Raw genomic sequence first — 14,263 nt, forward strand, 5'->3', positions numbered from 1 at the left:
GAAGGTTTTTTTGGCAAGTAGCTACTCCAGCACCGGAGTGAATTAAACCCTTGCTAAAGGATGAGGGGCAAGCTGCCACGAACGCTCAATGCAGTTCATGGAGGCTTGATTCTTTGACACGGTACGGTTTTGAGTGGATGAAATTATTGCTGTGCTGCAAATAGAGCAGCGATCTTATCCTGTAGTTCTTGCCCATGGATGTCTTTGGCGATGATGATGCCGTCTTTGTCTAGCAAGAAGTTTTTAGGCAGAGCTGTGACGGAGTAATCCTGCGAAGCATTCGTTTTGTAGCCATTGAGTTCAGAGACATTGATCCATGACCTGCCGTCTTTGAGCAGCGCATTGGTCCATAGTTTTTTGTTTTGTTCTAGTGCGATCCCATAGATCTCAAAGCCTTGATTTTTGTAGGTAGCGTAGAGTTGTTGGAGTATTGGATTTTCGGTGCGGCAAGGCGAGCACCAGCTCCCCCAGAAGTCCACGAGTGTGTAGGTCTTCAGGTTTTGGTAGAGAGAGAGGTTGTGTCCTGAGGTATCTTTGGCGATGATACCAGGTGCTTTTGCTCCGATGGCTACTCGTTTCATTTGTTGGACCTTGAGAGTGACATATTGAGAGATTTCGCTTTCTGGATAGACCAGCGCAAAAGCAGTGGCTAAACTGTCGTAGTATGGGATGTCGTCATCGTTGGTCCAACGAACCGTGGTAGGGTAGATGGCGATGGATGTACCCATTTTCTTGACGAAATGAATCAAGGTGTCCCGGTAGTTTTGCTCTGCGTGGAGCTGTTGTCTGCCGAGTTTTTCGATCAACTCTGCGTCTTTGGGGTTGTTGATGTCACGGAGTTGGTAGAGTTCTTTTCGTACAGGGTAAACGGTTTTTTCCAAAATCGAATGGCGAAAACTCTCGTAGGCTTGGAAAAGCTCTGTGTCTTCAGAGCCACTGACCTCATAGCTGCCGTCTGTCGAAAGGTTGATGAGGATGTGTTGTCCTTTGTTTGCCAAAAGGGGTACTTGGGTCTCGTCGATATGGAGGACGTAGTAGTTTGGAGGCAGGTCAATGCTTTTTTTGATGGAGGTCCCAGTGGTATATGCGATCGTATCGACGATGGAGTAGCTGTTTTGAGCGGGGTCTGTGATTTGGTAGAGTAGGATTTCTTTAGGAGAAGTACTGGGGTCTAGGCCTTTGACTTCCAAGGTGAAGCCTTGGGAGTGGTGAGGTTCGGGAGTGCTACAAGCAGAGAAAAACAGTAGCGCAGCTAAGGACAAGTGGAGAAATGAGGCGGTGATTTTCATAAGGTTCATTGTTTGAATAAACGAAAGTAAGGGAATAAGCTGATTTTGGGTTTGCTATCTTGCTATCTGTCGTGATTACTCATTTTTCTAAAATTGTGAAACCTTTGACCCTTTCTTTGAAGCTACACATTGACCAATCTCACCTCAAATATACCGCTGGTGGGATGTTCTGTCAATTCTCGCATAGAGGCTATATCGAATCTTGTGATCTCCACTTATCTTTGTACACCCAAAAATGATAGTATGAATGTAAAAGAGGAAATCCGTTTTGACGATACGGAACTGGCTTTTGGTGACAAAAGCAATTTTGACCTAAAGCGCATGTATTTTTTGTTTTCAACCATGAACAACCCATGGGTAACAAAAATTGGCATGAGGCTGACACAATTCGCGCTTCGAATTCACTTGCCCATCAAGGTTTTGATCAAGAAGACCATTTTCGCACAGTTTTGTGGAGGTGAGTCGCTCCGTGATTCGATCAAGACAGTGGAGAAGTTGGGAGCATCGCAGATACACACCATTTTGGATTATTCGGTGGAGGGAGAGAGCAAGGAGAAAACCTTTGATCACAACAAAGCGGAGATCCTGCAATCTCTGACATTGGCGAAGGAGTCACCACACATCCCTACGGGGGTCATGAAGCTGACCGGTTTTGTGTCTTTCTCGCTGTTGGTCAAAAAACAAGCAGGTGAAGTTTTCACGGCAGAAGAACAGAGCCGTTGGGATAAATTCATCGCTCGTGTGGAGGAGATTTGCGCGTATGCGGTGGCTTGTCAAAAGTATTTGTTCATCGATGCAGAGGAATCTTGGATACAAGACGCCATCGATGAACTGGTAGATGAAATGATGGGCAAGTACAACAGGGAGCAGGTATACATCTTCAATACCTATCAGATGTACAAGAAGTCCTCTCTCGAAACCCTCAAAGCAGTGCATAGACGAGGGCAGCAAGAAGGGTTCAAAGTAGGAGCCAAGCTAGTCAGGGGAGCCTATATGGAAAAAGAAAGAAACCGAGCGCAGGAGAAGGGGTATCCAGATCCGATTCAGGTGTCTAAGGCTGCTACCGATGAAGCCTATGATGCCGCGGTGGCCTATTGCATAGAACATATCAATGATATCTATCTCTGTGCAGGCACGCACAACGAAAAGAGTTCGAAGTATCTCTCCCAGCTGATGGAGGAGCAAGAGCTGCCTCATAATGACCCGAGGATTTTTTATGCGCAACTGTATGGTATGAGTGACAACTTGTCCTACACCTTGGCGCACCATCAATATAACGTGGCGAAGTACGTGCCCTATGGCCCGGTCAAAAAAGTATTGCCCTATTTGATGCGACGAGCGGAGGAAAATACCTCCATTGCTGGACAGAGTAGTAGGGAGTTTTTGCTCGTAAAGAGCGAACTAAAAAGAAGGAAAAGAAAGTGAAGTAAATAGATAGCGGGAGGTTCGTGGAGTGCAAAGGCAAAAAAATGGTTAACTTCCGCATTTTAAGTATTATCCAATAGTAGATGATAAGAGTGAAACGTGAAGCTAGCCTGCTTGAGGCATTTGTCCCCATCCTATTTCTTATTGTATTTCTCAGTGTCAATGTGTACATCTTTGGTGACGCGGCATTGGATGGTTCCAATCAGATCGTACTGATACTCTCCGGAGGAGTCGCTGCTTTGATGGCCTTTCGATTGGGCTATACCTGGGACGAGATTCTCGGTGGGGTGACCAAGAGTATCAATTCGGCCATGCCTTCTATGTTGATCCTGTTGATGATTGGCTCGCTCGCAGGGAGTTGGCTGATCAGTGGGATTGTACCTGCGATGATCTATTATGGACTGTTGATACTCAGTCCGACGATCTTTTTGTTTGCGGCCTGTGTGGTTTGTGCGATTGTGTCCATGGCGACAGGGAGCTCATGGACGACCTCCGCGACTGTAGGGATTGCACTCATAGGTATCGGACAGACCATGGGGATACACGAAGGGTTAGTCGCAGGAGCAATCTTGTCGGGAGCCTATTTTGGAGACAAGATGTCTCCACTATCAGATACGACCAATCTTGCACCTGCCATGGCAGGGACGGACTTGTTTACACATATTCGCTACATGGCTTACACGACTTTGCCGTCGATCAGTATCACATTGGTCATCTTTTTTGTACTTGGGTTCATGCACGATACTGCATCCGAAGATTTAGGTACTGCGGCGGTTTTGCAGGCGATTGAAGCCAAGTTTCATGTGTCGATTTACCTGTTTATCGTGCCGGCAGTTGTGATTTTCATGATTGTCAAAAAAGTACCAGCATTGCCGGCTCTACTCGCCGGTACTTTGCTTGGAATTGTGTTTGCACTGGTTTTTCAGCCAGAGGTGGTTCGGGAAGTCGCCCAATATGATGGCGCTGCTTGGCAGGTGATGTTTGTCGGTTGTATGAAGGCTCTGTATGGGTCGGTAGGCGTCAATACGAGTCATGAGATGGTCAATGAATTGTTGAGTTCTGGAGGCATGTACGGTATGCTCAATACGGTATGGCTGATCATCAGTGCGATGATTTTCGGAGGAGTGATGGAAGGCTCTGGCTTACTCAAAAAAATCGCTCATTCGATCATTCAGGTGGTCAACTCAACTGGATCCTTGATTGCCTCTACGGCAGGGACATGTTTGTTTTTCAACGTGACCGCCTCGGACCAATATTTGGCAATCGTCGTACCTGGTAGGATGTATGCCGACATCTACCGCGAAAAAGGACTCGCCCCCGAAAACCTAAGCCGTACCCTCGAAGATTCTGGGACGGTGACTTCCGTGCTCATCCCTTGGAATACCTGTGGTGCCTACCACTCTTCTGTACTTGGTGTGAGTACTTTGGCCTTTGCTCCTTATTGTTTTTTCAACATCATTAGCCCTATCATGACTGTATTATTTGGATACTTGAATCTGAAGATTCGAAAATTGACAAACAAAGAAAAAGTTTGATGGAAGTAAGAAAAATAACAAAGCAGGAGGTGAACGAACTTCCGTTGATCAAGTATGAAGGGAAAAGTATCGTCGTAGAGGACGAGGCGGGTGCCATAGAGGCCGCTCGGTTTTTGAGTCAATTTAGCCTGTTGGGGTTTGATACTGAGACCAAGCCAGCATTCAAAAAAGGGCAGTTTTTTCCAGTCGCGCTGCTGCAGTTGGCTACCCCGGAGCGTGTCTACTTGATTCGCTTGTTGCAAACAGGCCTTCCACAGGCTATCGTAGATTTATTTGAAGACCCCAAGATCATCATCGCGGGGATCGGGATCAGAGACGATATCAAGGATTTGAAGAAGATGAAGGACTTCAAACCTGCAGGGTTTGTCGATCTCAATGAAAAGGCAAGAGCACTGGGCTTTGAGAGTATTGGCGCACGCAATTTTGCGGGGATGTTCATGGACGGTCGGATCTCAAAAAGTCAGCAAGTATCCAATTGGGAAAACGAGGAACTCACCGATGCACAAATAAGCTATGCTGCTACGGATGCATGGATATGCATCGATGTATACAACCAAATGGATGAGCTGGAACCGTAAAAACGATCCGTTTTGAAAAGCAATTCTAATTTTTTGCGCTCCCTCGCTCAGCGATGCAAGGAGCAGTTTGGTAGCAACTGCGGACAGCTACATGTGGTTTTTCCAAACAAACGTGCCGGGGTATATTTTGCAAGCTACCTGGCCTCACTCTATGACAAACCCGTCTGGTCGCCGGTGATTACCTCCTTTGAGGCGCTTGTAGAGGAAGAGCAGGACAGGCGATTGGCGGACGAACTGCAGCTCAGCTTTGTGCTCTACAAAGCCTATCAAACACTGGTACCGAATGCTGAGCCCTTTGATGCGTTTCTCCCTTGGGGGGAAATGATCCTCAAGGATTTCAACGATATTGACAACTACTTGGTCGAGACAGGGTACGTATTTCGAGTGATCAAGTCACAAAAGGAACTGGATGATTCGTTTCAGTTTTTGTCGGAGGAAGATCAAAAGATTGTACAAGGTTTTTGGCAAGGATTTCTTCCCGAGCCGGACAAGAAACAAACGGAGTTTATCAAGTCTTGGGAGATACTGGATGAGCTATACCTTCGGTTCAACGAACTGTTGGCAGAGAAAAACCTAACCTACAAGGGGCGTTTGTTTAGGGAGTATTCCACTCGGTGCGAGAGCTTGGCCCAAAAACAAGTATGGTTTGCGGGGTTCAACGCCCTGACTCGTGCAGAAGAAAAAATCATCAAGAAATGTTTGGAATCAGGGCATTCGGATATTTTTTGGGAACTGGACGACTACTATTATAGCGATGCTTACCAAGAGTCGGGTTTGTTTTTTCGTGAATACGGCAAAGATCCCATCTTGGGACCAAGCATACAGCGAGACCTACAAGCCAACCTCAATCAAGCGCATCGGTCTATCGAGCTCGTGTCAGCACCGCTCAAGATGGGTCAAGTGATGGCGACTTGTCAGCAGATCGAGACCCTGTCTCTCTCTGCGGAGGGGCTGAAAGATACACTGGTCATCCTCGCTGATGAGTCCTACCTGCCGAGCTTGCTAGACAAGCTACCCGAGGCGGTAGAGACGGCCAATGTCACCATGGGATGGGGCATAAGTCACGCGCGCTTTTATTTGCTGCTGCTAAAGATGATAGAGTTTCAGCTTCGTGTGCACAAAAACAAGGGGAGACAGTTCAACTACAAGGAGATCCAAATGCTGCTGTCGTTTCACGATTTGCTGGGGATCTCAGACGAAGTGGTGGAAGGGTTCAAGGCCAAGTGTTTGGAGCAAAACCAATTTTACTTCAAGTACGAACAGATCGAGGAGGACCTGCCTCAAATAGCCGAACTTTTGGTTGTGGCAGATAGCGCGGAGCAATATTTGAGGTCATTGGTCGAGTTTATCGAACGAATGGAGTTGGAAACTTTGGGTAGCTTGGACAAGTCCGTGGCAATCTTGCTGCATGCGACTTTCAAGCGGTTGTCTACCGCGTATTCTGAATATCAAATTGCCCTACCCATTGCGTCATTGTTGCGGTTGTACAAGAAACTCGGGCAGTCGATGAAGCTGCCATTCACAGGGGAGATCGAGGGAGGCCTACAGGTGATGGGGATTCTCGAAACGCGAAACCTGAGTTTTCGCAAAGTGCTGATCGTAGGCATGAATGAAGGCGCATGGCCCAAGGATTCGAGCCAGTCGTCCTTCATCCCATACAACATCCGAAAGGCCTTTGACTTGCCTACTATGGAACATCAGGACGCCATGCAAGCGTACCTGTTTTACAGGCTCCTCCACAATACGGAGCAGCTTTGGATCACCTACAACAACATCACGGAGTTCAACAAAAACGGGGAATTGAGTCGCTATGTGCAGCAGTTGCAGCATGAGTCAAAAATCCAGTTTGTCGAGTCGTCCGTCTTGACCAAGGTCAGTGCAGACCCCGTGGACAAGATTGTCAAGCAGAAATCCGGAGAGGCATTGAAGCAACTCCAGCGGTATTTGGTAGGGAGTGACCACTCTCGCCGACTGTCTCCCTCTGCATTGAATACTTACATTGATTGCTCGCTCAAATTTTACTTCAACTACATCGAAGAAATCTACGAACCCAATGCAATCAAAGAAGACATTGACCCCTCACTGCTGGGCAATCTGCTGCATCATACCCTAGAGGTGCTCTACGAAGACAAAGGGGTATTGACCACAGAGCGAGTGAAATCACTTGAACAACACATCGAGACGGCGGTCAACCGTTCGTTTGAGGAGCACAAACTGGATGTGGAGAATGCCAACAATACCATCGGTCGCCAGCTGATTGTGCATGAAGTGATCAAGAAGTTCGTACAGTATATCCTACAGGCCGATGCACGCCAAAGTCCGCTGGAGATCGTGGCACTGGAGTCGAAGGACTACACCGTGGATTTCCCAATAGAGATGCACGAAGGTCCAGCCAAAGTCGGACTCAAAGGAGTGATAGATCGTGTGGATCGCAAAGACGATACGATTCGTATCGTGGATTATAAGTCGGGACGTGACAAGCGTGAGTTTACGGAGGTCGAGCAACTGATCGATGCAGAGGCTAAGGACCACCGCAACAAGGGTGTGTTTCAGTTGCTCTACTATTCGATGCTCTACAAGGACAACCATCCAGGGATGCAGAAACCCATCCAGCCTATCTTGTACAACAGCAGAGACCTGCATCAGGTTGATTTTGATGGGCAAATTACTCAAAAGAAAGGGAGAAGATCATCCACTCGTGTGTTGAGTGATTATGCCTGGGTTGAAGAAGAATTTTTGGAAGTCTTGGGGCGCTTGCTTACGGAGATTTTTGATACGGCCAAGGATTTTAGTCAGACGGAGGACTTGGACAAGTGCAAGTATTGCCCCTACATCCAAATCTGTAGACGAGCTTAGCATAGTCATGAAGTACACGGTCAGGGGAAGCTTGCTATAAGCTTTGAACCCTTCGCCTGAGGCATTACTCGGAACCCGAATAGCCCCTCCGTCAGGTTTTTGGAGCAAGTAGGTATCAACCTAGGATTGTTGTTTGGTCACTAGACTATCACTATCTTCGAAGTGTGCAGCCATCTCTACCCTGTGAGCTATTCGCCTTATTGAGAGCTGTCACTACGTAGAAAAATAAAGAACAGTATAAAAGACATAGCAGATATAAAGTGCACTGTGCACTTTACACAAATGTTAGCGAGAACGTATATATGGAAGAAAGATCATTCAAAATATTTGATCCAATTACGAAGGATAAATTAACCGAACATCTAATCGGACGATTACCTCCTAACTCAGCAGTTCTTGATCCTAAGAGTAAATTCGTCAAACAATTCATCGATTACTGTTCAATAGAAAGTGATCTAGAAATGGTAAAACGGTCGATTTCTGAATTAGGCGATATTCGAATTGAAGAATATGAAAAATACAGCAAGGACGATTATGAAGATCCTATTTTATTAATAAAGCGGTCTCTTTTTGTATCTACAATAATCGGGTATTGTAGATGTTTTAATTCATCAAAAGGCAGACTCTCAATTAATCAAGACTTTATAAAACGTAATTTTCCAAACTCTTTAATGAATGCTGACAACACAATCGAATTTCACAATCGAATTGTAGAAATAAGAAACAACTTTATTGCTCATGCTAACAATTATCATTTAGAGCAAGTAATCGCATTTATTCAATTTGAATATATAGATGGTCAGTTGGTATCAAGAATGAACTACGCTGAGGCGGCTAATTACTCATTTCATGAAGATGAACTGGAAAACTTCATGATTTTATCAAGTTTCTTGATGAAGCAAGTGCAAAATAAGAAAGAAAAGGTTTCAGCAAAAATCGTTGAAGAGATGACATATGATGGCTTAATGAAGCTCGGAGCTGAAACGATCCAAAAATCTCGCTAACATTACCTATAAATCCATGGTGGTTTGGTGCTAGAGTCGGTGAGTGGCGGTTTTCTCGGGGGCGGAAAATCTTCGATTTTCTTCACATGGTAGAAAAAAGGTAGTGATGAAAATCGAAGATTTTCCTAGATTGTCACAGAAACAGCCTGCATATCCCAACACCACGGATTATAGCTGGGCGTTAGAGTTCATAAGAAAATTGGCGAGGACATTTCGCTGCTTTTAGAGCGGATTTAAGTCGAATGATATTGGCTGAAAGTGTGGTTTATCCGAAGGATCAAGTTTTGCTCGTCAGGACTCGTTGAAAGCAGTCTTTCCTTTCAAAACGTGGACACGTTGACAAAACTTGAGATTTAAGTTAGGCGAAAATCGCCACAATTTCAAGGGTTAAGCAGTTAAAAAGGACCTCTCTTCTTCAAAAAGACGATTCATAGCCCGGTCTATAACTCATATTTTTTTCAGACCAAAACAGCGTAAAGCAGGGGTAGATTCCAATTTTCAAACGAACAATAACACTGCGTATATTTCATTGATTAACTTGTAAGCTGTTTAAATTAGACGACTGAATGGTCAGCTTACAAATAATCAACGACGCTAAAGCTAAACATACAGTCGACGTTGTATGGCATTGACTACATGAAGAGCAAATTCACATTCTTAGCAATTATCATCATAACTCTCGGATGTACATCTGAACCAATCCGAAGGGGAACGGAAACCTCTAACCTACCAACTCTAGAAATTTCTGAACTGGCGAACAAAATCAACTTCCACGAACAAAAAATTGAGCTAACTGGCTACTACTTCTCTGAATTTGAAATGAGTGGACTTTTCGAACGCAAACGTAGCGATACTAACGAGGCTGTTTGGGTTAACTTTTCAGATGAACTTCATGAGCAAATCACAGATGAACAATTTCTGAAACTCAAAGGCCGAAAGTTAAGAATCCAAGGGACATACAATGCAAAAAGTCGTGGACATTTGATGCAATACATTGGAACGGTTGAACTAGATTTTCTTGAAACTTTGAACTGATGATTCAGAAGCTCTTTAATTTTTTCAAAAGACCTCTAAAGTCTGAGCCAATAGAATATTTCACGTTCCCAACTGGAAAATCAAGGATTATCTTTCCTCGAAACTGGAAAATGTACGCTCACAAAAAAGGCGAATCAACTTTCACATTCTTTAATAAGGAGCTAGATGGAATTCTGTATGCATCTGAACTAACTAACAAAAATCCAGAGTATCAATACACTCGAAATAAATCCTTAGAAATCAACTCAGAGAACTCACCCAAACTGGTTAATATTTCTAAGCATGGTGCAGTCGTTTATTGCAAATCAGATGAATCTGCCAATGTAACATATAAACACTTCGAAATCGGACTCAATCAAACACTACTTCAATTCACTTGGATGACACCATATCCTAATGATGAGAAATTGAACAAAGAAATCGAACTAATTCTAGGGTCAGCTGAAATAGGATAAACGCCATACAACAAACGCTATGAATGAATGGGGTTTCATCAAGCAGGATGTTTTGGTGGGGATTGGAAAGTCCGCCACAATTATTAATTTTAAATTAAGGCGTGGCTATGTGCGAGACGAGAGGTTAGTACTTTACAATCCCCACTCATCATAGCTGAGCGTTGTGCGCAATAAAAAAATGAACACCATATATGAATGAATTTGAAGCATTTGACCCATTAAAGGCTAAAGGAAACGCTGATACGGATGTAGCTGCATTAGCCCAAAAGAGAGAAATCAATAATATCTTAAGTTCTTATGTGGGATGGTATGATCCGTTTTGTGAGTTAATTCAAAACTCTCTGGACTCAGTTGAACTAAGAAATAAATCAGAGGACAATAGTTATTCTCCTGAAATTTGGATAACCGTTAACATTCAAGACAACTCACTTACTGTTACGGACAATGGTGTAGGTTTAAAAGAAGATGAATTCAAACAGTTTCTTTGTCCAGATATTTCTTTTAAATCTGGGGATACTCGTGGGCACAAAGGAGTTGGTGCAACGTATTTAGCATATGGATTCAACTTTATTCAAGTGGCTACTAAAACCTCAGATTTCAGTGCAATTGGCAAAATGGAAGATGCGCGAAAATGGTTAAATGACCAGAACCCCTCTGGAAACCCCAAAATTAAACCGGACACAAGCGGCTCTAAAGACTCTAATTTCGAAAATCTTGACAGAGGTGTTTCTATTTATTTAAAGTTTGATAAACAAACTCATCCTAAAGATTTAAAATGGATTGTTGCTTCAGAAGCTGAATCTTGGGAAAAAATTTTATCAATAAAAACTGGTATTGGTGCTTTCATAGAAAACAACAAAATCAAGGTTCATATAAAAGTTATAGACAGAAATGGTAAAGAAACAGAAACTACCAAAGAAGGGACTAAATACTTTTCACCTCATGAACATGTTAAAAAATCCGCGTCAGTATCCGAATTAAAAGCTAAAGAACTTGAGCTCTTCCAAAAGAAAGGCGCCAACTTTAGTATGCCTTCAAAGTTTAAGAATCTGGATTCAATATATCAAAAATGGAATGCCGAAGAAATTCTTGCTTTGGAGAAAGCTAAAGAAATTCGATTAACAGAGGATGAAAAAGAAATCTTAAAATCCCATACACCTCAAATATATGTAGTGTATGTTTATTCATTGAAGATTTGGGAAGCCATCAACAATTCTTTAAATATCAGAAGTGGGCAATCATTAGCGTATGGAGGAATTCAAATAGGAGCTAATAATATGCCACAAGGAGAGACCATCCAGATACCTTTAAATAGAAATATTGGACGTCAAAATCAGATTCATGTGTTCATTCATTTTGACAATTGTAGCCCAGATTTAGGTCGCAAAGGGTTTCAGAGTGAATTTGTTGATTTTGCAAAAGAAATTTCGAAGAAAATAGCAGATGGACCTCTCCTTAAAATTAAGAAGTATCTAAAAACAAATACTGGAAGTACACCTAATCTAACAAGGGAAGCAAAAGTTGAGGATTGGAAAAAGGAAATGGAGGAACACGAAACTAACAAACCCTTATTGATTCAAAATCCGAATTTTTTCCTTCCTTCTCGAGAGATTGCCATTACTTCTATACCAACTCGTGAACAAGATGTCATTGCACTTTTTAATCAGCTATTAGCTGGTGGTGTGATACGTGGAATACGTGTAATGTCTACGAATGAGAGATTAACTTATGATGGTTTGGTACGCGTCATTATTGACCCTCCAAAAGAACACCATTTGTATAATGAAGAAACGAATCCTTTGGGAGTCCTGGAAGAAAATGTTGAAGGAATTAATTTACCTTTCAAAAGCTCACCAAGGATACTTGAATATAAGTTCTCCCTTGATGGTTTAATTGAGGACATTGAAAATGGAAACAAAAATTCAAATGATGTAAGTATTGTGGTTTGTTGGGAAACGGGAAAAGAATATGAACAGAATTATTCCATTACATCTTTAATAAACCCTGACAATTTAAGTTTAAGAGAATATCACGGTATAACCCACACTATGACCAACATAAGTTCAGGACAGAAAGAAATGGATTTGATAGTCCTGAGTGAACTTATCGATTTTCTTAACGATCCTGATTCAGCCATTGAATTTCAGGAAGAAAAATATGAAGAATAAAGCGCACAACAACATATATAAGCCATACCCTTCGGGATACGGCTCATATACAAACCTTATACACCACTTATCCTAAATGATACAAAAATTAGACAAAGTTCAGAAAGAGAGAATTAAGAGGCTCGAACCAGCCTTAAAACAAGCGGCCAAACGCGGTGATTTACAAACAGCAAAATCTATAATCGTTGACCTGCAATCTATCTACTTACCTAAAGGTCATGATGCAAAACTCATGATGGCAAAAAACAGACTTTTTGAATCAGCTATGGAAGCTGGCAAGCTTGATTTTGCTGAAAGGGGTCTAATTGGTGTACGTCAGAGAGTCAATAATCGAACGAGGGTATATTTAGAAGCATCATCACTTCTTGCAATCTGCTATTTGCGACAAAGTGATTTAGTTAAAGCTGAGCCAATAATTCAGGAGGTACTATCAAACGATCAAGTAATTAAGTCACAACCGAAGCGCGAAGAATTTAGGAAACAGATAATCACAAGGTTTGACCAAGAGGGAGCTCTTTTCGCGATTAAGGAGAACTTTGCTCAAAAATTAGACCCAAAAGAGATTCAAGACGAAGCGGGAATACTAATAGCGTCATCTAAATCTGAAGAAGATCTTTTCGAAGATATTGGGAAGGAAGTTCCAGAGCATGCGATCAACATACTTCTTAGAATAGATGAGTTTTCAAAGAACCTTCTACCTTCAGCAGAGAGGCTCAAATTACCACCACCCAAACAAGCCATCCAAACGAAGCAAGTAGGCAAAACTATATTCTCTTCTGTAAAAAGAGTTTTGTATAAATCATTATGCGATAAAGAGAGTGATATTTATCAAGCTTGGTACAAACAAGGAATGGGTGCAATCCTAAACAAGTATTCAATCGGAATCGCTGTTTCTGAGGCTTTTATTAATCTTGGTATTGGTGTTAAAGCTCTGGCTGTGCCGGTAATTGCACTAATAATGAAATTTGGAATTGAAATATACTGTGATCAATATGCACCCACCGATATAATGGGTATGAGGTGAAAAGGTGTATAACATCATACATCAAATCATGCTTTTGGCTACTAGAGGAAAGGTTTTGAGTTTACTCTAGCCCCGCTGAATCGCAGATTCAGCTATTTTGCATCCGAAACTTAACTACATAAAAAACGCACGCTTGATGTATAGGCGTTACCTAGCATAAAGAAATGACAGTCGAATCCAGTCTCAAGAGGCAGTACAACACCAAATTATCTTCCGAACTGTATGAGATTGCGAATAGTCCGAAATACCAGAGCGATGCAAGATCAGCTGCCACAAAATTACTTGAAGAACGAGACGAAACTGAACTATTGAAGAAGCTCAAACCTGAATATTCCAAGTATGATCTTATAGACTTACTAAATATATTGAAAGACTATCGGTTGAACTTCTCAACTTCCTCAGATACTTTAAAGATTTACAGAGACAATAAGACCGGATTAACGGGCATGAGCCTAATAGGAATTGGCGTTTTATTAGCATTCATGTGCATTATCTATTTTTCTTTAGGAAATCAATCTGCAGGTATAAGATGGATGTACATTTCAATAGTAGCTCTTGTTGCAGGATACATAAGAATGGGATTCTACGATTTTAAGTACTTCATTCTGAACTCGAACTCTATAACGATTAAAAGAGGTTTGAACAGAAGAAAATTCACTTCCCAATATTCACCTTTCGATTTTGAATCATTATCAGTCAATCAAAGTGGCAAGAACACCTGCGTGATGCTTAACCTCAGAAATTCACAACCCGAAGTTGCTGTCGAACTAAGAACCAAGAACTACGGAGCAACATCAGAATACGCAAACGCCTTATGTATTCGCTTAACTGAATGGCTAAAAAACGCTAGGTAACAGCGCGTATAGCGAATGCCCATGCCACCACAACGAAACG

Annotated in this window: 11 protein-coding genes; 10 read left to right on the forward strand and 1 reads right to left on the reverse strand. The window is 42.4% G+C overall.

The window, feature by feature from the left end:
• Positions 1 to 143: 143 nt before the first annotated feature.
• On the reverse strand, positions 144 to 1,289 hold the full coding sequence (locus BFP72_RS03190) for a TlpA disulfide reductase family protein (RefSeq protein WP_158233260.1): 1,146 nt from the start codon (positions 1,287 to 1,289) through the stop codon (positions 144 to 146).
• 243 nt (positions 1,290 to 1,532) lie between these two features.
• On the opposite strand from BFP72_RS03190, the gene BFP72_RS03195 reads away from it, so the two are divergent.
• The 10 genes from BFP72_RS03195 (at position 1,533) to BFP72_RS03240 (ending at position 14,223) form a co-directional block, all read left to right on the forward strand.
• Positions 1,533 to 2,714 (forward strand): proline dehydrogenase family protein, encoded by a 1,182-nt coding sequence (locus BFP72_RS03195; protein WP_099597723.1) that lies wholly within the window; start codon positions 1,533 to 1,535, stop codon positions 2,712 to 2,714.
• Between the two features lie 83 nt (positions 2,715 to 2,797).
• Positions 2,798 to 4,249: a Na+/H+ antiporter NhaC gene (gene nhaC / locus BFP72_RS03200; RefSeq protein WP_099597724.1), complete on the forward strand. Its 1,452-nt coding sequence runs from the start codon at positions 2,798 to 2,800 to the stop codon at positions 4,247 to 4,249.
• Positions 4,249 to 4,827, forward strand: coding sequence for a 3'-5' exonuclease (locus tag BFP72_RS03205; RefSeq protein WP_099597725.1), 579 nt, complete (start codon positions 4,249 to 4,251; stop codon positions 4,825 to 4,827). Before nhaC ends, BFP72_RS03205 begins: the two co-directional genes overlap by 1 nt.
• 12 nt (positions 4,828 to 4,839) lie before the next feature.
• Positions 4,840 to 7,683 carry a PD-(D/E)XK nuclease family protein gene (locus tag BFP72_RS03210; RefSeq protein WP_143519915.1) on the forward strand — a complete coding sequence of 948 codons (2,844 nt, stop codon included), beginning with the start codon at positions 4,840 to 4,842 and terminating at the stop codon, positions 7,681 to 7,683.
• A 302-nt stretch (positions 7,684 to 7,985) separates the two neighbouring features.
• Positions 7,986 to 8,687 carry a hypothetical protein gene (locus tag BFP72_RS03215; RefSeq protein WP_099597727.1) on the forward strand — a complete coding sequence of 234 codons (702 nt, stop codon included), beginning with the start codon at positions 7,986 to 7,988 and terminating at the stop codon, positions 8,685 to 8,687.
• Between the two features lie 636 nt (positions 8,688 to 9,323).
• Positions 9,324 to 9,722, forward strand: coding sequence for a hypothetical protein (locus BFP72_RS03220; protein WP_099597728.1), 399 nt, complete (start codon positions 9,324 to 9,326; stop codon positions 9,720 to 9,722).
• The gene (locus tag BFP72_RS03225) at positions 9,722 to 10,177 is read left to right on the forward strand and encodes a hypothetical protein (RefSeq protein ID WP_099597729.1); all 456 of its coding nucleotides are present in this window, start codon (positions 9,722 to 9,724) and stop codon (positions 10,175 to 10,177) included. The genes BFP72_RS03220 and BFP72_RS03225 overlap by 1 nt, the downstream gene beginning before the upstream one ends.
• Before the next feature lie 191 nt (positions 10,178 to 10,368).
• A complete protein-coding gene (locus tag BFP72_RS03230) occupies positions 10,369 to 12,345 on the forward strand; it encodes an ATP-binding protein (RefSeq protein WP_099597730.1) in 1,977 nt (658 codons plus the stop codon).
• Positions 12,346 to 12,421: 76 nt separating this feature from the next.
• Positions 12,422 to 13,369 carry a hypothetical protein gene (locus BFP72_RS03235; RefSeq protein WP_099597731.1) on the forward strand — a complete coding sequence of 316 codons (948 nt, stop codon included), beginning with the start codon at positions 12,422 to 12,424 and terminating at the stop codon, positions 13,367 to 13,369.
• A 164-nt stretch (positions 13,370 to 13,533) separates the two neighbouring features.
• A complete protein-coding gene (locus BFP72_RS03240) occupies positions 13,534 to 14,223 on the forward strand; it encodes a hypothetical protein (protein ID WP_099597732.1) in 690 nt (229 codons plus the stop codon).
• Positions 14,224 to 14,263 lie beyond the last annotated feature (40 nt).

The sequence above is a fragment of the Reichenbachiella sp. 5M10 genome, from assembly GCF_002742335.1.
Lineage (GTDB): Bacteria > Bacteroidota > Bacteroidia > Cytophagales > Cyclobacteriaceae > Reichenbachiella.